General features: G+C 38.3%; 21 protein-coding genes and 2 pseudogenes. 11 read left to right on the forward strand and 12 right to left on the reverse strand.

Annotated elements, in window-relative coordinates:
* The first annotated feature begins 46 nt into the window (after positions 1-46).
* Positions 47-1,498, forward strand: a complete 1,452-nt coding sequence (locus tag ACHWSC_RS11800) for a glyceraldehyde-3-phosphate dehydrogenase (protein WP_394676884.1) — start codon at positions 47-49, stop codon at positions 1,496-1,498.
* Positions 1,499-1,545: 47 nt separating this feature from the next.
* On the opposite strand, the gene ACHWSC_RS11805 is transcribed toward ACHWSC_RS11800, so the two are convergent.
* The gene (locus tag ACHWSC_RS11805) at positions 1,546-2,790 is read right to left on the reverse strand and encodes a 3-deoxy-D-manno-octulosonic acid transferase (RefSeq protein WP_394676885.1); all 1,245 of its coding nucleotides are present in this window, start codon (positions 2,788-2,790) and stop codon (positions 1,546-1,548) included.
* 65 nt (positions 2,791-2,855) lie between these two features.
* Here ACHWSC_RS11805 and ACHWSC_RS11810 point away from each other — a divergent pair, with 65 nt between their 5' ends.
* Together ACHWSC_RS11810 and galE are read left to right on the forward strand one after the other, a co-directional pair.
* Entirely contained in the window at positions 2,856-3,848 is a 993-nt protein-coding gene (locus tag ACHWSC_RS11810) for a UDP-glucuronic acid decarboxylase family protein (protein ID WP_394676886.1), read from the forward strand.
* The gene (galE, locus tag ACHWSC_RS11815; protein ID WP_394676887.1) at positions 3,848-4,879 is read left to right on the forward strand and encodes a UDP-glucose 4-epimerase GalE; all 1,032 of its coding nucleotides are present in this window, start codon (positions 3,848-3,850) and stop codon (positions 4,877-4,879) included. Before ACHWSC_RS11810 ends, galE begins: the two co-directional genes overlap by 1 nt.
* Before the next feature lie 259 nt (positions 4,880-5,138).
* Here galE and ACHWSC_RS11820 read toward each other — a convergent pair whose 3' ends face one another.
* The 8 genes from ACHWSC_RS11820 to ACHWSC_RS11855 all read right to left on the reverse strand — a co-directional run bounded on the left by ACHWSC_RS11820 (position 5,139) and on the right by ACHWSC_RS11855 (position 14,104).
* On the reverse strand, positions 5,139-6,818 hold the full coding sequence (locus tag ACHWSC_RS11820; RefSeq protein WP_394676888.1) for a helix-turn-helix transcriptional regulator: 1,680 nt from the start codon (positions 6,816-6,818) through the stop codon (positions 5,139-5,141).
* A 318-nt stretch (positions 6,819-7,136) separates the two neighbouring features.
* Positions 7,137-7,721 (reverse strand): 5-formyltetrahydrofolate cyclo-ligase, encoded by a 585-nt coding sequence (locus ACHWSC_RS11825; RefSeq protein ID WP_394676889.1) that lies wholly within the window; start codon positions 7,719-7,721, stop codon positions 7,137-7,139.
* 253 nt (positions 7,722-7,974) lie between these two features.
* Positions 7,975-8,535 (reverse strand): elongation factor P, encoded by a 561-nt coding sequence (gene efp / locus ACHWSC_RS11830; RefSeq protein WP_046674772.1) that lies wholly within the window; start codon positions 8,533-8,535, stop codon positions 7,975-7,977.
* A gap of 257 nt (positions 8,536-8,792) precedes the next feature.
* A complete protein-coding gene (locus tag ACHWSC_RS11835) occupies positions 8,793-9,422 on the reverse strand; it encodes an ATP-binding cassette domain-containing protein (RefSeq protein WP_394676890.1) in 630 nt (209 codons plus the stop codon).
* A gap of 17 nt (positions 9,423-9,439) precedes the next feature.
* Positions 9,440-10,228: an acyl-ACP--UDP-N-acetylglucosamine O-acyltransferase gene (gene lpxA / locus ACHWSC_RS11840; protein WP_075990789.1), complete on the reverse strand. Its 789-nt coding sequence runs from the start codon at positions 10,226-10,228 to the stop codon at positions 9,440-9,442.
* Positions 10,229-10,238: 10 nt separating this feature from the next.
* The gene (locus tag ACHWSC_RS11845; RefSeq protein WP_394676891.1) at positions 10,239-11,639 is read right to left on the reverse strand and encodes a bifunctional UDP-3-O-[3-hydroxymyristoyl] N-acetylglucosamine deacetylase/3-hydroxyacyl-ACP dehydratase; all 1,401 of its coding nucleotides are present in this window, start codon (positions 11,637-11,639) and stop codon (positions 10,239-10,241) included.
* 140 nt (positions 11,640-11,779) lie between these two features.
* Entirely contained in the window at positions 11,780-12,820 is a 1,041-nt protein-coding gene (gene lpxD, locus ACHWSC_RS11850) for a UDP-3-O-(3-hydroxymyristoyl)glucosamine N-acyltransferase (protein ID WP_075990787.1), read from the reverse strand.
* A gap of 33 nt (positions 12,821-12,853) precedes the next feature.
* Entirely contained in the window at positions 12,854-14,104 is a 1,251-nt protein-coding gene (locus ACHWSC_RS11855; RefSeq protein WP_120333046.1) for an HD domain-containing protein, read from the reverse strand.
* Positions 14,105-14,324: 220 nt separating this feature from the next.
* Here ACHWSC_RS11855 and ACHWSC_RS11860 point away from each other — a divergent pair.
* Positions 14,325-14,657, forward strand: a pseudogene (locus ACHWSC_RS11860) (response regulator); the annotation flags it as partial.
* A 257-nt stretch (positions 14,658-14,914) separates the two neighbouring features.
* Here the strand turns inward: ACHWSC_RS11860 and ACHWSC_RS11865 are convergent.
* Positions 14,915-15,034 (reverse strand): YSIRK-type signal peptide-containing protein, encoded by a 120-nt coding sequence (locus tag ACHWSC_RS11865; RefSeq protein WP_394676945.1) that lies wholly within the window; start codon positions 15,032-15,034, stop codon positions 14,915-14,917.
* Here ACHWSC_RS11865 and ACHWSC_RS11870 point away from each other — a divergent pair.
* From ACHWSC_RS11870 to ACHWSC_RS11880, 3 genes and pseudogenes are all read left to right on the forward strand, one after another.
* Positions 15,027-15,878: pseudogene (locus ACHWSC_RS11870) on the forward strand (PglZ domain-containing protein); the annotation flags it as partial. The gene ACHWSC_RS11865 and the pseudogene ACHWSC_RS11870 sit on opposite strands and share 8 nt — an antisense overlap.
* A 12-nt stretch (positions 15,879-15,890) precedes the next feature.
* Positions 15,891-16,301 (forward strand): tRNA (adenosine(37)-N6)-threonylcarbamoyltransferase complex ATPase subunit type 1 TsaE, encoded by a 411-nt coding sequence (tsaE, locus tag ACHWSC_RS11875; RefSeq protein WP_394676892.1) that lies wholly within the window; start codon positions 15,891-15,893, stop codon positions 16,299-16,301.
* Between the two features lie 16 nt (positions 16,302-16,317).
* Positions 16,318-17,364 (forward strand): ABC transporter ATP-binding protein, encoded by a 1,047-nt coding sequence (locus ACHWSC_RS11880; RefSeq protein WP_394676893.1) that lies wholly within the window; start codon positions 16,318-16,320, stop codon positions 17,362-17,364.
* A 9-nt stretch (positions 17,365-17,373) separates the two neighbouring features.
* Here ACHWSC_RS11880 and ACHWSC_RS11885 read toward each other — a convergent pair whose 3' ends face one another.
* A complete protein-coding gene (locus tag ACHWSC_RS11885) occupies positions 17,374-18,225 on the reverse strand; it encodes an alpha/beta hydrolase (RefSeq protein ID WP_394676894.1) in 852 nt (283 codons plus the stop codon).
* Between the two features lie 79 nt (positions 18,226-18,304).
* Positions 18,305-19,516, reverse strand: a complete 1,212-nt coding sequence (locus ACHWSC_RS11890) for an alanine dehydrogenase (RefSeq protein ID WP_075990781.1) — start codon at positions 19,514-19,516, stop codon at positions 18,305-18,307.
* Positions 19,517-19,649: 133 nt separating this feature from the next.
* Between ACHWSC_RS11890 and ACHWSC_RS11895 the strand changes: the two genes are divergently transcribed.
* The 4 genes from ACHWSC_RS11895 to ACHWSC_RS11910 all read left to right on the forward strand — a co-directional run bounded on the left by ACHWSC_RS11895 (position 19,650) and on the right by ACHWSC_RS11910 (position 23,930).
* The gene (locus ACHWSC_RS11895; RefSeq protein ID WP_394676946.1) at positions 19,650-21,575 is read left to right on the forward strand and encodes a nucleoside-diphosphate sugar epimerase/dehydratase; all 1,926 of its coding nucleotides are present in this window, start codon (positions 19,650-19,652) and stop codon (positions 21,573-21,575) included.
* 78 nt (positions 21,576-21,653) lie between these two features.
* A complete protein-coding gene (locus ACHWSC_RS11900; RefSeq protein ID WP_088159993.1) occupies positions 21,654-22,325 on the forward strand; it encodes a tetratricopeptide repeat protein in 672 nt (223 codons plus the stop codon).
* Positions 22,326-22,413: 88 nt separating this feature from the next.
* A complete protein-coding gene (gene ribH / locus ACHWSC_RS11905) occupies positions 22,414-22,902 on the forward strand; it encodes a 6,7-dimethyl-8-ribityllumazine synthase (RefSeq protein ID WP_075990779.1) in 489 nt (162 codons plus the stop codon).
* A gap of 287 nt (positions 22,903-23,189) precedes the next feature.
* Complete coding sequence (locus ACHWSC_RS11910) at positions 23,190-23,930, forward strand: hypothetical protein (protein ID WP_394676895.1); 741 nt, start codon at positions 23,190-23,192, stop codon at positions 23,928-23,930.
* The last annotated feature ends 1 nt before the right edge of the window (position 23,931 follow it).

The raw sequence follows: 23,931 nt of genomic DNA on the forward strand, positions 1-23,931 counted from the left end.
TTTAGGCGGTTTGTACTATGTTTGCAACATAATCTATTATAAAATTATGATGTCACACAAGCCATCTTTTGATTTAGAGATCAAAAGTTACAGAGAGCAACAAAACGCTGCCGTAAGCTTAATTCAAATTGTCAGTAACCTGTGGTATAACCACGCTATTGAACTTGTATTTTTTCGAAATCAACTCATTGATGTAAAATCGAGTTCAATTCTCAACCTGATCAAGGAAAGCGTCCTCCTTACCGACGAGCCATTCAATATTTTTGACACCCTCCACGTGGCACAGGTATTGGAAAAACTCACGCTATCACCTGCGCGTATCGATATCGGAAAACTTACCTTACAGGTCAAGAAACAGACTATTGAAAACAACGATCTACCTAGTTTTATTACAAATGAATTAAAAGATATCAATCAACAAGCGGAATTAAAACCACGCGATGTTGTGCTTTATGGATTTGGCCGTATCGGCCGTTTACTCGCCCGAGAGCTTATGCATAAAGCCGGTGCTGGACAGCAGCTTCGCCTTCGTGCCATTGTAACACGGGACGCCAATGATAGCAAGTCCATATTGAAAAGAGCGACACTATTAAAAACAGATTCCATACATGGTGCGTTCGAAGGCGACGTACAGGTCGACATTCCAAATCAGGCTCTTATTATCAATGGCATCACTGTCCACCTTATCTCTGCCAAACAGCCAGAGGATATTGATTATACTTATTATGGAATACAGCATGCTTTAGTCGTCGACAATACGGGTGCTTTTCGAGATGAGCAAGAACTCAGTCGCCACCTGAAATCCAGAGGTGCCGCCCAAGTTTTATTAACAGCACCCGGAAAAGGTGTTCCAAATATCGTATATGCAGTCAACGAAAATGATATTGACGTGCAACAGCATGCGATATTTTCCGCCGCTTCCTGTACGACCAACGCAATATCTCCTATTTTGGCGGTCCTTGAAAATAGAATAGGTATTGAAAAAGGGCATATCGAAACCATACATTCCTATACCAACGATCAGAATCTTGTCGACAATATGCACAAGAAGTCCAGAAGAGGGCGTGCCGCAGCGCTCAATATGGTGATCACAGAAACTGGAGCGGGGGCTGCCGTTTCAAAAGTATTGCCTTCACTGAAGGGCAAACTGACCTCCAATGCCATTCGCGTTCCCGTGCCAAATGGATCATTGGCAATTTTAAATCTCGAAATTAAATCTAAAACTACCGTCGAAGAAATCAATGCGCTTTTAAAACAGGCATCACTACAGGGTGACCTTGTCGAACAGATTAAATTTTCTAAAGACAGTGAACTCGTTTCTTCAGATATCATCGGCTCCACTGCTGCTGCGATCATAGATGCTCCAGCGACGATAGTATCGTCAGATGGCAGGAATGTCATTCTATATGTCTGGTACGACAATGAATACGGATATTCTCATCAGGTAATGCGCTTATCTCGTCATATTACTGGCGTAAGAAGGTATACATATTATTAGCATCAAACTTTAAAAATATAAGCGGTAGTTCGTTGTGCAATTGCCGTTTATATTTTTACAGGATTGCTTTTGAGGTATTTCATAATTATCGGTGTTGCTCCTGCTTTCTGCAGAACATATTCACGGGCCAATTTTCCGGCCTCTTGACGGACAGTCTGATCTTGTAAAACAGCAAAGACTTTCTTTAATTCTTTAGCACTGGCAATGGCGAAACCTGATCCATTTTGTACGAGATCTTTCGCTTCCTGAAATTTCTTGAAATTTGGTCCAAATAGAAGCGGTATGCCATATGTTGCAGCCTCTAGAGTGTTATGTATCCCAACGCCAAAACCACCACCAATATAGGCCACTTGGCCATACCCATACAAAGACGAAAGCATACCAATGTTATCGATAACGAGCACCTTTGAATTGGCTATTGTTGCGGCATCATAGGTAGCCATGTCCGAAAAGCGGAGTGCCTTCGGCCAAAGATTAAAAATGCTCGACAGATGTGATTCATTGATTTCATGCGGGGCCAAAATCAGCTTATAGTCTGAATAATCCAGAAGCAATTCCTGTAGAGCCTGCTCATCCTCGGGCCAGGTACTTCCTGCAACCAGGGCCGGATTTTCCCCAATAAATTGGCTGATCTCGGGAATCATTTTTCTGCTTTTAGGAATGTCTACCACACGATCAAAACGTGTATCTCCGGCTAACCCGGCATTCCGTATCCCAAATTCTTTCAAAAGACGTACACTTTCTTCATTTTGCACAAAGAAGTAAGTCACATAACTTAAAATTTTCAGAAAAAAAGTACCATAGGCCTGAAAGAAAATCTGATCGGGTCTAAATATTGCTGAGATCAAAAACAAGGGAATGCCCCTTCTATGTAGGCCTTCAAAAAAATAATACCAATATTCATATTTCGTAAACACAGCGAAACTTGGATTGATCAAGTCGAGAAAAAGCCGTGCGTGCTGAGCAGTATCGTAGGGGAGATAAAAAACATAATCGGCCAAAGGAGTGTTTTTTCTGATTTCATAGCCAGAGGGAGAGTAGAATGTTACAATTATTTTATGATCCAAATAATTATTTTTCACCGCTTCCAGGACAGGTCTTCCTTGCTCAAATTCCCCCAATGAAGCAAAGTGAAACCAAATATGTTTTTGGGAAGAATCAACCGTTTGTTTCATCCTCGAATACCAGTCTTTTCGTCCCGCTACCATGAGCTTAGCTTTGGCATGAAAAGGAGCCAAAATACGCAGTAAGAGTCCATAAAGAAAGATTCCAATTGAATAAAGCAAACGCATGTTTTTAAAATAATGTTTATCTTAGTCAAAGATATTAAACCCATTTCATTAAACGGAACCATTGAGTGGAAAATAAACATCGCAAACGGATTTTGATAACAGGAGCAGCTGGCTTCCTCGGTTCTCACCTTTGCGATCGCTTTATTGCGGAAGATTACGATGTAATTGGAATGGACAACCTGATTACCGGAGATCTACAGAATATAGCACATCTATTTAAGTTGGAAAATTTTGACTTCTATCGTCACGATGTCTCAAAATTTGTCCACGTTCCCGGACACTTGGATTATATCCTGCATTTCGCTTCGCCAGCCAGTCCCGTTGATTACCTTAAAATTCCGATACAAACATTGAAGGTAGGATCTTTGGGCACACATAATCTCTTGGGCCTAGCGCGTGCTAAACAAGCACGTATTTTGGTAGCCTCCACCTCTGAAGTTTATGGCGACCCACTGGTTTCACCACAATCCGAGGACTACTGGGGCAATGTAAATCCCGTGGGACCTCGCGGTGTATACGATGAAGCGAAGCGCTTCCAAGAGGCAATAACGATGGCCTATCACAATGCACATGGTCTGGATACCCGTATTGTCAGGATATTTAACACCTTTGGTTCCAGAATGCGTCTCAATGACGGCAGAGCTATTCCCACCTTTATCGCACAAGCGATACGGGGCGAAGACATCACGATTTTTGGGGATGGTTCACAAACACGATCATTCTGTTATATTGACGATCAGGTCGAAGGCATCTTTCGCTTGTTGCATTCGGCATGTGCAACACCTATAAATATTGGTAATCCAGACGAAATCAGCTTGCTACAATTGGCCCATGAAATTGTCGAATTGACAGACAGCTCGAGTAAAATCGTCTACGAACCATTACCGGTTGATGATCCCAAACAACGGAAACCCGATATTGGCTTGGCCAAATCAAAATTAGCCTGGGAACCTCAAATAGACCGAAAAACAGGATTGAAAAAAACCATAGAATTTTACAAAAAGATCCCTTTGGATACCTTATCACATAAAGACTTTACTTACTATAATCAACAATAATGAACAAAAAAATACTAGTCACAGGAGGAACAGGTTATATCGGTTCGCACACAGTGGTCGAACTACATCAAGCAGGATATGTACCTGTCATCGTGGATGATCTGTCCAATTCAAACATCAAAATTTTGGATCAGGTTGAAAAGATCATCGGCGTGAGACCTGAATTTCACCAATTTGACCTTTGTGACACAGAACGCGTGAATGAATTTGTAAAAAACAATACCGATATCTCAGGAATTATCCATTTTGCGGCCTCTAAAGCTGTAGGTGAATCTGTACAGAAGCCTTTGAAATATTACCACAACAATTTCTTCTCGTTAATTAACTTATTAGAGGCATATCAAAATAAGCCTATTAATTTTGTCTTTTCTTCAAGCTGTACCGTATATGGTGAGCCAGACTACTTACCTGTAGACGAGAGTGCTCCCGTGAAAAAAGCAACCTCTCCTTATGGAAATACAAAACAAATTGCTGAAGAAATTCTACAGGAAACTGCTGCTGCATATGACAACTACAATATTATTGCGCTCCGTTATTTCAACCCTGTAGGTGCACATGAGTCGGCACTGATCGGTGAATTACCAAACGGTGTTCCTCAGAACCTGCTTCCATTTATCACACAAACAGCCATTGGAAAAAGAGAAAAATTAACGGTATTTGGCTCTGATTACGACACACCGGACGGATCTTGTATCCGCGACTATATCCACGTTGTTGATTTAGCAAAAGCTCACGTTGCCGCAATCAGATTATTGGAAAATGGCAACCCGAACGGAAAGTACGATGTCTTTAATGTGGGAACAGGAAATGGATATTCTGTCCTTGAAGCGATCAAAGCTTTTGAGAAAGCTTCAGGACAAAAACTAAATTACGAATTTGGTCCACGTCGTGACGGAGATATCATCAAGGTTTACGGGGACGTCACTAAATCGGCCAATCAGTTGCATTGGAAAGCAGCACTTGGTATTGATGAAATGATGGCTTCTGCCTGGGCATGGGAAAAAAATCTGAAGGAAAATCCATTGGATTAAACATTAGCCTTTGCTGCAGCAACAACGCATTGTATTTAGCTTAACTGTATATGACCGTCTTAAAACTGAGACGGTCATATTTTTAGCTGTACGGGTCCTTCCACGTCCTTTCTTCCCAATAATTCCCATCAAATTACTTCCCACTTATCATTCAAGCTGAAAAGCAGTTAGAATCGAAGCTGGATTAAAATACTTTTCGTTGAGTATATTTGGCCAGAACTAGGCCCCAAAATGTCCCTCTGCCAACTAAAGGTCGACATTACACAAACTCCTTGTCGGAAATATATTCCATGAGCATCCCAGCCTGATCTCCAAGCTTCTTTTTCAAGCGCTGCATAGATTTTTTTATCGCGTCTGGAGTAACCCCCAATACGTTGGCTACTTCCTTATTATTTAGCCCCAGTTTCATAAGCACAATTACCCTCAGATTAGATTCCGTTATATCGGGAAATCTAGATTGTATATCCTGGAGTAAATTGGGAAATTCTTTTACAATCAATAATTTAAATTCCTGCCATTTCTCTTCAGTGATGAGATGTGACTGCAACAATACTTTTAGCTCCTCGCGATCTTTTTCAACAACATTCCCTTTTTCTTCAAGCATCGCAGAAAGTACATTTATCTGTTCATTATTCCGCTTAAGATAAGCGACGTATTCTTCAACTTGGCTTTTAGAGCTCACCAGTTCCCTGTCTAATTCTGCTTTTGTATACTTTAAATTAAGAAGTTGATATTCATAGTCACGTATCCGTTTTCTAGCACGAGATCGAACAGCATTATAAATAAAAAAGAATAACACCAATACCAACAAACTTAATATTAGCCATAATCGCCTCTCAGCTTGCTTTTTCTTAATAACAGCTTGTGCCAGCGATAATTTATCGGCATACTTTTGCTTGTCGGCCATAAACTTCAATTGGGACAATACTGGATCACCATCTAAAAAACGTAGTGAGTCTTGGAGACGTTCTATTCTTCTTCGTGCATTCAGCTCACGGCCGATATCGTTACTTTGCATCGCCAAATTCAACTTGTGAATCTCAAGTTCAAGTATTGTCTTCTTATCATCCGAGCCCAACAAAAGGGATTCAGCTTCCGCAATCATATGACGAACATCCTTCGTTTCCTTATTCGCTATATCTAGTCGAATCCGCATCATTAAGGCAAATATTGTATTTCGGTCATTCCCAAGAGACCTGGAAATCTCAAGATCTTTATCTAGGAGAGATAAAGCCTTATGGTAATCCTTCATACCTTCGAACACAGCCGCCTGATTACCTAAAATCTTCGCATAGCGTAATGAGTCATTCTCTGAAAGTGCTAAAGTTTGAGCCAATTCAAAGATTTTCATTGCCTGCAAGGTATCACCACCACTTTTCAGTGTCAGTAAACCTAAATTGTCCAAAATTTCAGCCTTCAATCTCGGTGAAATTTGTTCTTGTCGTTGCCCTAAATCCAGATATTTAATTCCAGAAGTATAATCACCTAAAGTTCCAAAAAAATAGCCAAGCTTCTTGTAAGTTTGCGTTAGGTCTAAAACAAATTCTTTCGGTATATCTTCGAGCCCTTTCTCTCCTTCCAAGATAAAAGGTAATGCCTCAGAGGCTTTCAGGCACCGATATAGGTAAAAGCCATACATTACCCTTACCCAAATGCGTACATTTTGATAGCTATAGCCTTCTTCAAGGTCCAGCGCTTTTAAATAGTATTTATCACTAAAGTTATTTCTTGCGCCTTCGGCATTAAACGACTGATCCGCCAGTAAACAATAATAGATTGCCAAAAGTGCCTTATCATTTTTTCGTACCGCTTGGCTAAAATATGGTGCAAGATATTTGCTTAACGACAGACTAGAGGATTGATATTGCGCTGATTCTTTTATAATTGTTTCGTAAAAGTTCTTCTCCTCTATCGAGGAATTGGAATCCATTAAATCCATCCCGTAGACAACATGACAAGGTATGATTGTTAGGAAAAGAAAAAATAGAAGATATCGAAACATATCGGCACAGGCATTGAATTTCGCAATAAAAATAAAAAATAATTTTAATTAAATCATCATGAGACAAAATCAACCAACTACAAACACAGTTAAGATTTAGATCGCAATTAGGCCTTACATTCTTTTATTAAAAATAAGAATAGTACATTAAATAATACGCTACTGTTGTTCGCGAATTAAACAATGAAGCCACTTATTGGAAAACCTTGTGACTATTCACTAAACGCGGTGAGATTATGCTTTTGACCAATAGTATTACTTGTTATCAAAAAAATGATAAATATGATCTGGTGTTATAGCTTTCGTTAATTGGACATCATATTCATTTTTATCTGCAATAACATCAATTGGATTAAATAAAGATAGTCCGACACGCTGTACACCAGCTTTACAAGACGAGAAAAAACGGTCGTAAAACCCTTTTCCATAACCTACTCTATAGCCGAAAAGATCAAAAATTAACAATGGTACTATAATCATATCAATAAGCGATGAAGCTACCTTAATGCCAGAGGTTGGCTCTGGAATACCCCAGTTGTTCGTCTCAAATCGTGTATGTTCATCCAATATGAAATGTTGCATCGAGTAATCATCAAAATTAGATCGCGAAACAACGATCTTTATCTGCGGAAAAAACTCTTGAATATAATTTATTATTAAATATGTATTGGGTTCGTGGTATTTCCCTATGGGAATGAAAATATGCAAAAATTCGACCCTTGAGAGATCAAGCTTTGTAAATTGCGAAAGTAATCGTTCATTGAGCGCAGTTTCTCTCTCTAAAGACAATTGACATCGCTTAGTTTTATATTCAAGTCGTAATTCTTGTTTCGATTTCATTTGTAAAATAGTTATTCCTAAAATTTATTTCCCTTTCTTACCAAAATCCCCATTAAATTCCATCACTTATGCCAAGATCAATCAAAAATAGCATTCCTTCCAATTAAATTTTTATTTGAGCTTCAAAAGCAAATAGAAATTCTCGTTCAGAATAGAAAAACCAGGCGTTAAACGCAGTCTAGTCATAAAAAAAACGGCCTTGTAGCGAGCGCTAACAAGACCGAATAATCAACCTAAACCTAAAATCTTTCTATTATTTTACGCGCTCGATATAATTACCTGTTTGCGTATCGACTCTTACTTTCTCACCTTGATTAATGAACAACGGTACCATAATTTCAACACCAGTCTCTACAGTTGCTTTTTTCAACGCATTTGTAGAAGTATCTCCTTTTACAGCCGGTTCAGTATACGTAATTTCTAACTCAACACTTTTTGGAGCTTCTGCCATGATAGGCTCATCACTTTCAAAAGCAATAATTACAGTCATTCCTTCTTTCAAGAAACGAGCTGAATCACCGAACAAAAATTTAGGAATATTGAATTGCTCGTATGTATTGTTATCCATTACCACGAAGAAATCTCCATCCTCATACAAATACTGATAATCGCTAGTTTCTACGCGCGCAATTTCTACAGATTCGTCAACTCTAAAACGGTACTCAACTAACTTACCAGTTTTAACATTACGCATTCTCGCTTGATAAAACGCACGTAAATTGCCTGGTGTACGGTGTATATATTCTTCTACGGATACTAATTCTCCATTAAATCTTAAGATATTTCCTGATTTTACCTCTGATGCCTTAGCCATTCTTTGAATTGAACTTTAAACGGTTATCTCATTATTGAGTCGTCAAAAGTACAAAAACTAATTGTGTTATTAAAATTTCATTCGCTACTTTTTTTTCTGAAAGTGTTTGTTTTTATTGGCCGGAGAGAACCTTAAGTTCACTTTCGTAGCTGTTAATGGTTATGCAATATTGATGGTTTTATGGAAAATAATCATTTTTGATACAGGACAAAAACTTTTCTCCTATTTTTAATAGGGTAGAAATAATTGTTGATCCCCTAAGACTTGAAATCGACGATAGAAATACTTTCATCGCAGAATTCATACTCTTTTTTTTGGTTGGAACAGACGATAAACAATCTAGATTCCACTTTTGTGCGCTCAATTAAATGAAGATACCATTGTTCACCCGCACTATCCAAATTACTTGTAGGCTCATCCAACAAAACCAAGGCAGATGCAGAACAACAAGCTAGCGCTAGCTTTACACGTTGACGCATGCCTGATGAAAAAAACCGGATTTCTCTGTCAAGCGCATGTTCCAATCCCAATATGTTTACAACAGTTTCTTTATCAAAAGAAGGAAGATAATTTTTAAATTTAAAATGAAAATCAATCAGCTCGTTTAAGGTAAACTCCTCGATCAGTTCAACATAAGGAGCTGCGAGAGACAGCTGCTGATATATAGTTTCCACACCTAGGACTTGGTCTCCATCCGTGTAGATCAATTCACCCGATGAGGGTGTCAAACTACTTGAAAGCACTTTTAGGAAAGTGGACTTCCCAGAACCATTATGGCCAAGGATGGCATAACTCTTGCCGGACTCGAAGGTATAGTTTATATGCCTAAAAATCCATTCATTGTTATACCTCCTACCAATATCTTTTAATGTAATTTTCAAATTCACTAGAATCGACAACGCGACTACATCGCTCTATTATTGAATCCTTTCATGATACCCCGGCCGGAGTTCCGAATAAAATCCAAAATTTCATCACGGATTTCCGTTGCCTGATATTCAGCTTCTATAATTTCTATTGCTTTAGCCAGGTTTCTGTTTTGGACAAAAAGAATTCGATAAAGATTCTGAATCTCGGCAATTTGCTCTTCCGAAAATCCTCTTCTTCTCAATCCAACAGAATTAATACCAGCATAAGAAATCGGTTCACGTGCGGCCTTAACAAAAGGAGGAATATCCTTACGCACCAATGAACCACCGGTAACAAATGCATGCGAACCAATTTTGACAAATTGATGAACAGCAACCATTCCAGCAAGTACAACATAATCACCTACTGTAATATGTCCAGCAAGTGTACTGTTGTTCGAAAAAACACAATTATCACCTACTTCACAATCATGTGCAACATGACTATAAGCTTGGATCAAACAATTTTTTCCAATGACCGTTTTATACCTATCCTTGGTTCCTCTATTGATTGTTACACACTCACGAATGGTTGTATTGTCTCCAATTTCAGCTGTAGTAATCTCACCATCAAATTTTAAATCTTGAGGTTCCCCAGAGATTACTGCACCGGGATATATTTTACAGTTTTTTCCAATTCGAGCTCCATCCATGATCGTCACATTTGATCCTATCCAAGTGCCTTCACCAATGACGACATCTTTATAAATGGTTACAAATGGCTCGATGACCACATTTTTAGCAATTTTTGCCTCCGGATGAATATAAGCTAATGGCTGTATCATCTATACTACTTTAGTTGTTATTTACTCTTACGATCTGTGCCATAAGCTCCGCTTCACACACGATTTTCTCTCCTACCATAGCCACACCTTTCATTTTTGCGATACCTCTTCGGATCGGCTCCATCAAGTCACATCTAAAAATAACAGAATCCCCTGGAGTTACCTGCGCTTTAAAACGTGCATTTTCAATTTTAAGGAATAAGGTCAACCAATTCTCTGGATCAGGAACCGTCTTCAGTACTAAAATTCCCCCTGTTTGTGCCATAGCCTCTACTTGCAAAACACCAGGGAATAATGGTGCACCAGGAAAATGTCCCATAAATAAATCTTCGTTCATGGTAACATTCTTCAAACCCACAACATGTGTTTCTGTCAACTCAAGAATTTTATCGACCATAAGCATGGGTTGACGATGAGGTAAAATCTTCATGATTTCAACCGTATCGTATAATGCCGGCATATTGGGATCGTAAACTTTAATTTTTTTACGTGTTTTATCTTTCTTGATCTGCTCCTTTATCTTTTTTGCAAAAGCCACATTCGCTGCATGGCCTGGCCGTGCAGCCATAATATGCCCTTTCAAAGGTCTTCCGACTAGCGCTAAATCTCCAACCATGTCCAACAATTTATGTCGAGCAGGTTCATTTTGATAACGCAATTGATTATTGTTTAATATTCCTTCCTTAGCAACTGCAACGGTTTCTTTATGAAAAAGATGCGCTAATTTTTGCAATTCCTCAGAAGAAGTCTCCTTGTCCACAATAACGATTGCATTACTTAAATCACCACCTTTAATAAGGCCATGATCAACCAACATTTCCAATTCGTGTAAAAAACAAAACGTACGCGAAGAGGCTATTTCAGATTTAAAATCCTCAATCGATGTTATCGCGGCATGTTGACTTCCCAACACAGGCGAATTAAAATCGATCATACAAGTCAAACGATAACCATCCATTGGCATGCCCAGTATTTCAACTTTGCGATCTGGCTCCGCATAATGAATATTATTCGAAATCTCATAATAATCCCGATCAGCATCTTGTTCTTCAAATCCCGCTTCCTCTAACAACTTCACAAAAATAGCTGAACTACCGTCTAGAATTGGTATTTCAGGACCATCAATATCAATCAGCACATTATCAATTTGTAAACCAATTAACGATGCCATCAAATGTTCAATTGTACTCACACTTGCTCCATTCTGCGTTATTGTCGTCCCTCTGGAGGTATCAGTAACATTATCCGCATCAACCAGAATTTCTGGTTGCCCCTCTAAATCCACACGTCTGAACTTAAACCAGTGATTTTCCGGAGCGGGCTTAATAGTCATCGATACAATTTTTCCTGTATGAAGACCTACCCCCGAAATTTCAACCTCGTTTTTGATGGTTCTCTGTTTTACATTCATTTCTAATAACATATTTTTAAATCAAAACTTCTTTTGACAAAACATTTATCCTTTAAGCCATTTCGATGTTCGCCATCGGCTTACTTAGGAATGATTATTTCATCACAATTAAAGAACAGTTTATTTTCAATGAAAAATAATTATTTCAATTTTTTTTCTACTAACTTTTCTAACTCTTGGATTCGTTTTTCCAATTCAGGAAGACGTGCAAAAATCACATTAGAGCGCAACTGCGGCTGGTAAGGCATCACTGGCGTACCGCCCCACTTTTTACCTTCTTCTTTAATCGATCTATTCACTCCTGATTGGGCTTGGATTTGAGATCCCTTTGCAACAACAATATGTCCAACGACACCAACCTGACCTCCTAAAACCACATGTTCTCCAATTTTTGAACTACCAGAAATACCTGTTTGCGCTGCGATTACTGTATTCTTTCCAATATCAACATTATGTGCAATTTGAATCAAATTATCCAACTTAACACCATCGCGCACTATTGTAGCGCCCATTGTTGCCCTATCGATTACAGTATTGGCGCCAATCTCGACATTATCCTCCACTTGCACATAACCAATCTGAGGTACTTTTTTATATGTTCCGTCTTCTTGTGGAGCAAATCCAAATCCATCCGATCCAATCACAACACCAGAATGTACTACCACATTTTTCCCAATCTTACAATCATGATAAATCTTCACACCCGGATAGAGTGTTGTATTATCGCCAATCGTAACTTTATCGCCAATATAGACTTGTGGGTAGATTTTCACGTTATCTCCAATGGAAGCCCCACGCCCAATATATACAAATGCACCAATATAACCTCCTTGGCCGATCTCCGCTTCAGCATGTATAAAATGTGGTTCCTCACGTCCGCTTTTGTCAAGACGAAACTCATTATACATATTCAAAATAGTAGAGAAAGCAGCATATGCATTCTTAACCCGTATGATCGTCAATGTTGGCTTAGTTGCCTGCGTCAATTGTAAATCTTCATTAACAATTACAATCGAGGCATCAGTAGTATAAATAAAATGCTCATATTTTGGATTTGACAAAAAAGAAAGATCGCCTTTTTTACCTTCCTCAATTTTGGCAAGGTTACCTACAGTAACTTCTGGATTTCCTTCAATCCGTCCTTCTAATAATGTCCCTATTTGTTGAGCAGTAAATTGCATGGTACAAATCTATGTTTTTTTATTAAAAAATAACTACTTGATGGAAGTAATTGCAACATATCCCACCTCTTTTGGATAACATAAGGCGTATTTAGCTACATTTTTCGATAATGCTTCCAAATTCCCTAGATCAGAAGCCTCCGTTATATCGACGAGCTCGCCCGATTTCAATAGTATTTTAATTTGATCCCTGGAAGAATTATAGGCCCGGTTTTGAATTTCCTGCATAAATACATAATAATGAATATCCTCTTGAGCCACTCCCATCTCAGCTTGTACTTTCGCCTTCACTAAATCAACATATTCTGGCAAGAATGGCTTATCACTCATGACAGATCGATATAGATTACGTTTCATAACACGTTGACACATTGCACTTAAAATAGGATCCTCATGACGTTCCCATGTTTTTATGGCCGACATAATATCCGTATCATCTAAACGAGTAAACCAATCCAAATGTAACGGGTCATCCAAAAAGTTAGTTTTGTTGACCTGCTGGCTTAAAAACCAATGAAACGCCGGAGTAGAAAAGAGCTTATGGCCAGCAGCCGTCAGATATTTCGCCCGCTGCAGAATTTTAATCAATAACTGTTCCGCACCGATAACGGTCTTGTGTAAATAGACTTGCCAATACATCAACCGCCGCGCAATCAGAAATTTCTCCACAGAATAAAGTGCTTTATACTCCACCACTATTTCATCCTCCACCACATTGAGCATTTTTATAATACGGTCAAATGAGATGACGCCTTCCGATACGCCTGTAAAAAAACTATCTCTATTGAGGTAGTCCATTCGATCAACATCCAATTGGCTCGACACCAATTGATGAAGAAATTTACGTTCGTATTTATTATTAAAGATTGTAATTGCAAGACTTAGTCTTCCACCCAGATCATTGTTGATTCGATCCATTAAAAGGGAAGACAATAGCTCATGAGAAACACCTTCAATCAAACTATGCTCCAAAGAATGTGAAAAAGGGCCGTGACCTATATCATGCAGCAATATTGCCGACAGAACAGCCTCCTCTTCATCCCCTGAAATTATAACACCTTTACTCCTCAAAGTTTCCAATGCCATCGACATCAAATGCATCGCTCCTATGGCGTGCTGAAAACGAGTATGCAAAGCTCCGGGATAGACGAGATGTGTCATGCTCACCTGCTTAATATAGCGGAGCCTTTGGAAATAAGGATGTTGCACTAGATCGAAGACCAATCCTGTAGGAATAGCGACAAATCCATATACCGGATCATTAATAATTTTATTTTTGTTCAATGTGGAGACAAATTAATACGATCATCAACACTATAATTATGAAACCGAGCCCTTTAATCATGAACTCCTGGTTAACACTAGTATAAACTTAAAACAAAGATAGTTAGTTCATCGTTAATAAATGTTAAAAATAAAATCTGAAGCACGATATTTGCTTAAGTTAGCATGAGATCGAAAATCCGATCCTCTCCTCTACTACTAATAGACATATAATAACAAGATGCAAAAAACACATATTCTTTGGGCTGACGATGAAATTGACTTTCTAAAACCACACATTTTATTTTTAGAAAGCAAGGGTTACAAAGTTGACACAGTCAACAATGGAAATGATGCCGTTGAAGCCTTTAAAAATGGTTTTTTCCACCTCGTTTTCTTAGACGAAAATATGCCTGGGCTAACCGGGCTCGAAACACTTGCTATACTCAAATCGATCAACCCTACTGTTCCCGTTGTTCTGGTCACAAAAAACGAAGAAGAACATGTCATGGAAGATGCCATCGGCTCCAAAATAGATGATTATCTTATCAAGCCGGTCAACCCCAAGCAGATCTTGATGACAATAAAAAAATTAACGGAGAACAAACGTCTTGTCAATGAGAAAACCTCCATGGCTTATCAACAAGACTTCCGCAATTTGGGGATGATCCTGAATGACAATCTGGATTTCAATCAATGGTCAGAAGTTTACAAAAAACTTGTCTACTGGGAATTGTCCCTCGAAAAGCTTGAAGATAACAATATGCATGAAATTCTGACGATGCAAAAATCCGAAGCAAACATGCAATTCTCCAAATTTATAGAAAACAACTATATCCAGTGGATTAATCGCCCCGAAAACGCGCCCATTCTATCACACCAGCTATTTAAGAAGAAGGTATTTCCGACCATAGAAGATGATATACCGACATTTTTCTTTCTAATAGACAATTTGCGTTTCGATCAATGGAAAATTATCAATGAGGTAATCACCGACTATTTTAGACTTGAGGAGGAGATAAACTATTACAGTATTTTACCAACAGCAACACAATATGCGAGAAATGCCATCTTTAGTGGATTAACTCCACTGGAAATGGAAAAACGCTTCCCGAAATTATGGCAAAACGATGAAGATGAAGGCGGCAAGAATTTATATGAGGATAAATTTTTGGAAGATCAGATCAAGCGACTTTATCGCAAGTCCATAAAACATTCCTACACGAAAATTTTGACCCTGGAACAAGGAAAGGATGTGTTAGACAATCTCGGTAATTTAATGCACAATCAACTGAATGTATTGGTGTATAACTTTGTTGATATGCTTTCTCACGCACGTACGGACAGCTCTATGATTCGTGAATTAGCAAACGACGAAGCAGCGTATCGCTCCCTCACTTTGTCATGGTTTGAACACTCACCTCTATTAGAGGCTATAAAATGGCTCTCACAGAAGAAAGTTCGTGTGATTATTACAACCGACCACGGCACGATCCGTGTAAAAAAGCCAAGTAAAATTGTTGGTGATCGAAATACAAATACAAATTTGAGATATAAGCAAGGGAAAAATCTGAACTATATTGACAAAGATGTTTTTGCTATCAAAAATCCCCACGAGGCGCAGTTGCCTAAACTTCACGTTAGTTCAACATACGTTTTTGCCAAAGAAGATTCGTATTTTGTTTACCCCAACAACTACAATCAATTTGTCAATTACTTTAATGGAACATTCCAACATGGTGGAATCTCTTTGGAAGAAATGATTATCCCCTTTGCGACATACTTACCGAAATAGTAATTTTGCAACATGGAAATTATTGTAAATACGACAGCAGATCTATCTCAAGCGGCTCAGATACTTTTAAATAGTTTTCCAAAGGACCGGATTTTTCTATTATATGGTTCAATGGGAGCAGGAAAAACAACTTTTGTAAAATACCTGTGTAAACAATTAAATGTACAAGATAGTACATCTAGTCCAACATTCTCCATTGTTAATGAATATGAGTCTCCCGCAGGCCCCATATACCACTTTGATTTTTACCGCATTAAAGATGAACAGGAGGCATTCGATTTTGGCTACGAAGAATATTTCTATTCAGGTGCATATTGCTTTGTTGAATGGCCGGAGAAAATTCCCAATTTACTTCCTGAAGAAGCAAAAGAGATACATATTAGCATCATAGATGCAACAACACGTAAAATTTCCATTCGTTAACTACCTTTTCTCTACTATGGCTCATTTATCATCTTGTCAATATATTCCATCTGATATCCATGTTCCCGGACTAGCGGCTATACACGCCGAGCACCTTAGCTTTTCCTTTCATGAGAACAATATGCAGTTTGCTGTTGAAAATAGTTCTTTCGATATCGATGAAGGAAAAATAACAGCGATCATTGGTGAATCCGGCAGTGGAAAAAGTACATTACTGCGACTTATCTACGGTCTTTTGGAACCAACTGGTGGCATTGTGCGCTATAAAGGTTGGCAGGTCCCAACGCGCAAGGACAAGTTGATCCCCGGACATGATGCCATGAAATTAGTCTCGCAAGGCTTTGACGATTTAAATACTTATGCCAATGTATGGGATAATGTTGCATCGCAGTTGCCAAACACAGACATCAAACGCAAACAAGACAAAACTGCGGAAATATTACAACGTCTACGGATAGATCACCTCGCTAAAAAAAGAGTAGCAGACATCAGTGGCGGAGAAAAACAACGCGTCGCCATCTGTCGTGCTTTGATCAACGAGCCTGAAGTTTTACTAATGGATGAACCCTTCAATCAGGTTGATGCCTCTTTTAGGGATACCTTGCAACAGGACATAAAAGATATTGTTAAAGAAACTGGGCTGACCGTCATTTTAGTTTCACACGATCCTACGGAAGTACTTGCTTTGGCAGATAATCTCATTGTGATGAAATCTGGTAAAATCCTAGATCAAAACAATCCACATGTATTGTATAGCAATCCATCGCACCCTTATACTGCGCAATTACTGGCAAAAAGCAATATATTACAGGCTGAGCAAGCTCAAAATTTAGGCATAACAAGCGAAAAACCAATCGCGATACATCAAGAATGGATTTCAATAAGTCCTTCTGAGCAGTCTACTTTTTTTGTAAAAGATGTGCGATTCAGAGGTTTTTATTATGAAATCGTCGTCAGTAATAATGAGATTAACTTACATGCGATTATAACATCGCAAATAGTTCCACAAAAAGAACAAGCTGTCGATCTAACAATATCTCACTGGATCTCTTTTGACCATTAATTGTATATCCTAGTCTTGTGTGTCTAGCCAAGATAAAAATGCGTCAAACCATAACTTGTCTGAGGTTTTGTTAATTAACCCAAAGCCGTGCCCCCCTTGCTCAAAGGTATAAAGCGTGTTGGGCACTTTTGACTTGTCCAAAGCTGCCATCATTCTATAGCTATTTTCTATTGGCACAGCCATATCGTCTTTGGCATGCACAAAGAAAACCGGACAGACCTCAGAAGATACCTGCAAATTGGAAGAAAACAGCTTGATTTGGTCTTCCGAAGGGTTTTCTCCAATGAGATTTATACGCGAACCTTTATGTGCTATATCATTTTCCATAGAGATTACTGGATAAATCAATCCTGCAAAATCAGGTCTTAGGGATACATGGGAAGGATTCGCTATATAGTCTTTCTTAAACTTCGTAATTAAAGTGGAAGCCAGGTGCCCGCCAGCGGAAAATCCTATAACCCCAACCTTTCGAAGTCCGGGGTGCAACGTTCGGATCAATTGCATCGCCCGCTGGGCATCTTGAAGAGGTCCTATTGATTTGTCACGCATGATATTTGGTGAAGGCAATCGGTATTGTAAAACAAATGCCGAATAACCATTTTTTATCAACTCTTTAGCAACAGCATGACCTTCATGATCCATTGCTATATGAGAATACCCTCCTCCCGGAATAACTAGTACGGCGATATTTTTATCAATACTTTTATCTGCTGTATAAGCAAATAACTTCGGTACATTTTTTTCTAAATTTACTTGCCCCTTATCAGTCGAGTTTGGAATGGAATCTGCATAAAGGTTTATTGTTTCCTGCGCCTTAACGAGAGAAATCAACGAACATAAAATCATAAAAATTCTTTTCATTAAAATGATATTTTAAAAGATAGCTCCAGACTACATATACTAGAAAAAACGATTCAAACATGAGCTGGATATCCATGGTTTATAAGGAAGAAACAACTAAAAGATCTAAATCTTTCGCCGTCATATTAAATCTTGAGGCCATGTCAACATTTGTAAGGTTTCCTTGGTACAAATAAATTGAACTCCGAATACCGGGATTCTTCCAAATTGCATTTTTTAGTCCCCCGAGTTCAGCAAAATCAAGCAAAATAGAAGTGAAGATATTGCTCATTGCATAGGTGGCTGTTCGCGCTACCCGAGACGCTATATTGGGAACACAATAGTGAATAACATCAAATTTACGAAAGATAGGTTTATCGTGAGAGGTCACCTCCGATGTTTCAAAATTGCCTCCCTGATCAATGCTTACATCTATAATAACGGAATTGGGTTTCATTTTAGAAACGGTTTCTTCCGAAATCACACAAGCGGAACGTCCATTACGCGCTCGTAAAGCGCCAATAACTACATCCGAACTGATCACGGCCTTGTTTAAAATAATGGGTTGTATAACGGAGGTAAAAACACGACTACCAAGATTATTTTGTAGGCGTCTAAGTTTATAAATCGAATTATCAAACACTTTTACCTCTGCTCCTAACGCTAAAGCCGTTCGGGCAGCTTGTTCACCAACGGTGCCCGCGCCAATAATAACGACTTCTGTGGAAGCTACGCCTGTCACACCGCCGAGCATCAGTCCCTTTCCTCCAAATGCATTGCTCAGATACTCTCCCGCAATTAAAGTTGCCGTTGCCCCTACGATTTCACTCATCGCACGCACCACTGCTAGGCACCCCCCCTCATCTCTTAAATATTCGTAAGAAATTGCAGTGATTTTTTTATGCATTAACGCCTTTAGTACATCCAGGTTCATGAGTGAAGGTTGTTGAGAAGATAACAAAAGCTGCCTTTCTTTCATCAACTTCACTTCACTAAGGATAGGGCTACCAACTTTAATGATCAGATCTGCTTGGTACACCTCTTCCCGAGATGAAACGATACGAGCCCCCTGTTCACTATAATGATGATCTAAAAAATTGGCTCCAGCACCTGCTCCTGTCTCAATGATGACTTCGTGTCCATTTTCTACCAATAATGCAACCGCTAATGGCGTCAAGCAGATCCGCTTTTCCTGAAGCGAGATTTCCTTTGGAATGCCTATAAATAAACTCTTTGCATTCTTTTTCTTCTCAAACAGCATCTCTTTTGGAGAAATCATAGCCTGACTCGCAAGCTTTCCTAACTCATTCATCTTGTAAAATTGATAGTTAGCTAAAATTACAATAAAAAATCAATCTTATCAAACGAAGATAAATTTGGTTTGGCACTGCTTTGGAATGAAGCAAATTTATCTACATTTGTCTAAATTAATCAGATATATTACCATGCTCAGTAAAGTCAATATAGTGCCACGGTGGATCATTTTTTTATTGGACATCTTTAGTGTTTCCATCGCTTATCTCCTCGCAAATGTTATTTACTATGATTTTAACTTCGATTTTCTGCTCGACATTGATTTTAGCATTCGTTACATTTTATTTATAGCCATATGTTCTTTATCATTCTATCTCTTCAAGATGTATACTGGGATAGTTCGTTACACGAGCGCTATCGATTCAATACGTATATTATCAACGATAATATTTAGTGTTTTCGTTCTCCTGGTTATAAAATTAGTGATCCAAGCAAACGAGATAGAGCGAAACATTCCAACTGCACTCATTATCTTCTTTGCACTCTTCTCCTTTCTTATTTTAACCGTATATAGAACGATTATCAAAATTTTCTTTCTATACACCAAAAAAGTCAGCGGCTCCAAAAAAAAGACACTCATCTATGGTGCCGGTGACTTGGGAATTGCTGTAAAAAGAACCTTAGATCATGATGTACGATCCAAAAATGCTATTGTTGGATTCTTAGATGATAATGAACAAAAAATCAACAAGGTAATTGATGGGACCAAAATATATTCCTCGCAGAAGTTCAGCCATCTGATCAATACATTGAATATTGAGGAGGTTATCATCGCTTCGCACAACATTCCTTCGGACCGTAAAAATGAAATTACAGATGTTGCGCTCGAAAAAAATGTCAACATATTAACGCTCCCTCCTGTTAAAAAAATCATGAATGGTGATCTTAATCCCAATCAGATCCAGAAAATAAAAATTGAAGATTTACTAGAACGGGAGCCGATTAAGATTAACGACGACCACATCCTAAGCCAAACGAAAGGTAAAAGAATATTAGTTACTGGGGCAGCAGGCTCCATAGGTAGTGAGATTGCATCCCAATTGGGAAAATACGAGCCCCAAATGATTATCCTTTGCGACCAAGCGGAGTCTCCGTTACATAATCTTCAACTTGACCTTCAAGATGAATTTCCAAATCAAGTTTATCATACTTATATAGCAGACGTCCGAAGTACAAAAAGGATGCAATTACTTTTTGATACTTTCAAGCCGCATTATGTATATCATGCTGCAGCATACAAACATGTGCCAATGATGGAAAACCATCCTTTGGAAGCGGTACAGACCAATGTCATGGGTACTAAGAATCTAGCTGATCTAGCCGTGGAATTTCAAGTTGAAAAATTTGTTTTTGTCTCTACCGATAAAGCTGTCAACCCCACTAATATCATGGGAGCGACAAAGCGTATCGCAGAAATCTATGTACAATCGTTAAACAATCATTTGGAAAATTCCTTAGGGGCAACTGTGCACACCAAATTTATCACAACCCGATTTGGCAATGTCTTAGGCTCCAATGGATCAGTTATCCCTCGATTCAGAGACCAGATTCAAAAAGGTGGTCCCGTAACAGTTACTCATCCAGAAATTACGCGGTATTTTATGACCATTCCCGAAGCATGTCGACTAGTCCTTGAAGCTGGAACAATGGGACAAGGTGGTGAAATTTTTGTATTTGATATGGGTAAATCTGTAAAAATAGTTGAGTTAGCTAAAAAAATGATTCGACTTTCAGGATTTAAACCAAATGAAGATATTGAAATAAAATTCACTGGATTAAGACCTGGTGAAAAACTGTATGAGGAATTACTGAATGATTTAGAGAATACCTTACCGACTCACCACGAAAAAATCATGATCGCCAAAGTCAGAGAAAATAATTATGATATCGTCTCTATGAAAATTGGAGAATTGCAACAGCGTTTAGCGACACAAAACAAAAACGAGGTTGTCTATCAAATGAAAATTATTGTACCTGAATTCAAAAGTAAAAACTCCATCTACGAACAGCTAGACAAAGAAATTGAACTATCGAATGAGTCGGAAAGCCAAAGTTAATTCACTTTAAAATTTGCAAAACACTTGCAAATTTGCTCGAAAAGTGTATTTTTGCAATCCATATTTTACTGATTAGTAATGTCTAAAAACACAAATAATACAAATCAAGGTTTCAAACCTTCAAAAGGATCTTTTTTTCAAGATAACCAAAAAAGTGTAGTGTTCATTTTAGGTGGTATCGTTGTATTGATCTTACTTTATTTTGGATATCAAAAGCTTTATCTAGATCCAAGAGCAGAAGAAGCTTCGAACCGTATGTACAAAGCAGAACAGCTTGCTACAATTGATTCTTTACAAAGTAAAGCAATCATGGGCGATGGTGCGTTTCTTGGATTTAAACAAATTGCGGACGAATATTCCAATACAAAATCTGCAAATATTGCAAACGCCTATTTAGGAGGTTTATATTTGCGTCAAGGTAAATTCGATGAAGCTGCGAAAGCGCTTGAAAAATATGCTCCAACTGGAAGCCAAATTCTAGACCCGCTCGTAATTGGTTTAACAGGTGATGCTTTTTCAGAGTTAAAAGACTACAAAAAAGCCGCTGATTACTACAAGCAAGCTTCTGAAAAATCAAGCAACTCGTATACAACTCCACTCTTTTTGAAAAAACTAGGCCTTGTATATGAAGCACAAAATGACTATAAAAGTGCAGAGACTGCTTACAAGAAGATTAAAACAGATTTTCCAGAGAGCCAAGAAGCTTCAACAATCGATGGTTTATTGGGGCGTGTACAAGCACATTTATAAGAGAATAATTATAGAAATATAATAAAAAGAGGCTATTTGATAGCCTCTTTTTTTGTGACCATCTAAAATCACTATCTTTGTTACTATTATGGCAAGTAGCATTAAAAATTTATCCGACTTTTCGCACATCCAGGTTGCGGATGCAAGTCCATTCAAATTTGCAATCGTTGTTGCACAATGGAATGCAGAAATTACAGGTGCATTATTGAATGGTGCAATAAAGGGCTTGGAAGAGCATGGCGCTAAGGAAAACAATATCCAAGTCATAGAGGTTCCTGGAAGTTTCGAGTTAATTTCAGGAGCAGACCTCGCATTCAGAAACCAGGGGTTTGACGCTGTTATCTGTTTAGGTTGCGTCATTCAGGGTGAGACCAGACACTTCGATTTTATCTGCGATGCAGTTGCAAATGGCATTGCCAATGTAGGGCTCAAATATAATAAACCAGCTGTTTTTGGCGTATTAACAACGGACAACCTTCAGCAAGCATTGGATCGTGCCGGAGGGAAACATGGTAATAAAGGTGAAGAAGCTGCTATTACAGCAATACAAATGGCCCATATTGCCAAAAAATTCTAGTTTGGTATTAATTTTGCCTACCATTCAATGATGAAAAGTATTACTGAGCACGGCTTATTACTCAGGTACTTATATTTTGAACAAATCGATTAATAAAATATTCAGTTATCTTATTAATCGATTTTTATTTTTTCACTAGAATAAATTGTTATTGAATTGTCTTGATTGTAGTGTAAATTAGTTATACAACAGTCGGTAGGCTTATAGACAATGACGCAATGTTGAAGTTTCATGGGATCAAATTTGATACGAATTACTTGATGATTGTTTCTTTAAAAAATAGGATTATGAAAACATTATCGAATGTACTCTTGGTCGTTATACTGACGTTATTTTGTCAGTTGGATCTAGTGGCACAAGACGATAGTCTAAACAAGCAGATTTGGCAAAGTATCGGTGGCCAGGAAAAATGGGATTCTTTGCAGTTTTTGGCTTTCTCAGCAAAGGGAAATACCATCTCAGACCAGTTGTCAAACGACGAACGAAAGTTTCTATTCAATAGAACGACTGGAGCATGTCGATTTGATGGCTATAGGGGAACGGATCAGGTGACCTACCTGTTTAATTTTAAAAACCCAGGGTCAGACAAACTCTTTATTGGAGGGAATTTATCTGCAGATGGGCCAGAGCTCAAGAAATCAATTAAAAACCAGCTATTTTCGGATCTCAATCTGCTACTTTTGCCTACTTTGATCGGACAGAAGAATGTGCAGCTGAAAAACCAGAAGGAAAGTTTCAGTGCTGGACAGAAATTAACGATAGCAAATATCAGCTCGTCAGGCCCTATCTTTGGTTCAAAGATTGATGGTTTGCTTTATATTGATCAAAATACCGGTGAGATTGTCCGTTACGAATACACAGATAAGGGCGAAAAAAACACTTATGAAGTGAGCAAATATAAGGAGATTGGCGACGGGATACGTTTACCCAGTTTCTTCAATTCCACAAGCAATGACCAAAAGAGTTGTATATTCTCCTCTATTTCATCTTTTGTACAGGTAGAACAGAAAAAATTTACAGAACTATAAT

Source organism: uncultured Sphingobacterium sp., assembly GCF_964277905.1.
GTDB classification, from domain to species: Bacteria; Bacteroidota; Bacteroidia; order Sphingobacteriales; family Sphingobacteriaceae; genus Sphingobacterium; species Sphingobacterium siyangense.

Bases quoted from the DNA above. Each gene is read 5' to 3' on its own strand.
- tsaE (WP_394676892.1), top strand. From the start codon at position 15,891: ATGGAAATTATTGTAAATACGACAGCAGATCTATCTCAAGCGGCTCAG.
- ACHWSC_RS11845 (WP_394676891.1), bottom strand. From the start codon at position 11,639: ATGAATGTAAAACAGAGAACCATCAAAAACGAGGTTGAAATTTCGGGG.
- lpxA (WP_075990789.1), bottom strand. From the start codon at position 10,228: ATGATACAGCCATTAGCTTATATTCATCCGGAGGCAAAAATTGCTAAA.
- ACHWSC_RS11825 (WP_394676889.1), bottom strand. From the start codon at position 7,721: ATGAAATCGAAACAAGAATTACGACTTGAATATAAAACTAAGCGATGT.
- ACHWSC_RS11805 (WP_394676885.1), bottom strand. From the start codon at position 2,790: ATGCGTTTGCTTTATTCAATTGGAATCTTTCTTTATGGACTCTTACTG.
- lpxD (WP_075990787.1), bottom strand. From the start codon at position 12,820: ATGCAATTTACTGCTCAACAAATAGGGACATTATTAGAAGGACGGATT.
- ACHWSC_RS11820 (WP_394676888.1), bottom strand. From the start codon at position 6,818: ATGGATTTAATGGATTCCAATTCCTCGATAGAGGAGAAGAACTTTTAC.
- ACHWSC_RS11800 (WP_394676884.1), top strand. From the start codon at position 47: ATGATGTCACACAAGCCATCTTTTGATTTAGAGATCAAAAGTTACAGA.
- ACHWSC_RS11900 (WP_088159993.1), top strand. From the start codon at position 21,654: ATGTCTAAAAACACAAATAATACAAATCAAGGTTTCAAACCTTCAAAA.
- efp (WP_046674772.1), bottom strand. From the start codon at position 8,535: ATGGCTAAGGCATCAGAGGTAAAATCAGGAAATATCTTAAGATTTAAT.
- ribH (WP_075990779.1), top strand. From the start codon at position 22,414: ATGGCAAGTAGCATTAAAAATTTATCCGACTTTTCGCACATCCAGGTT.
- ACHWSC_RS11895 (WP_394676946.1), top strand. From the start codon at position 19,650: ATGCTCAGTAAAGTCAATATAGTGCCACGGTGGATCATTTTTTTATTG.
- galE (WP_394676887.1), top strand. From the start codon at position 3,848: ATGAACAAAAAAATACTAGTCACAGGAGGAACAGGTTATATCGGTTCG.
- ACHWSC_RS11890 (WP_075990781.1), bottom strand. From the start codon at position 19,516: ATGAATGAGTTAGGAAAGCTTGCGAGTCAGGCTATGATTTCTCCAAAA.
- ACHWSC_RS11880 (WP_394676893.1), top strand. From the start codon at position 16,318: ATGGCTCATTTATCATCTTGTCAATATATTCCATCTGATATCCATGTT.
- ACHWSC_RS11910 (WP_394676895.1), top strand. From the start codon at position 23,190: ATGAAAACATTATCGAATGTACTCTTGGTCGTTATACTGACGTTATTT.
- ACHWSC_RS11885 (WP_394676894.1), bottom strand. From the start codon at position 18,225: ATGAAAAGAATTTTTATGATTTTATGTTCGTTGATTTCTCTCGTTAAG.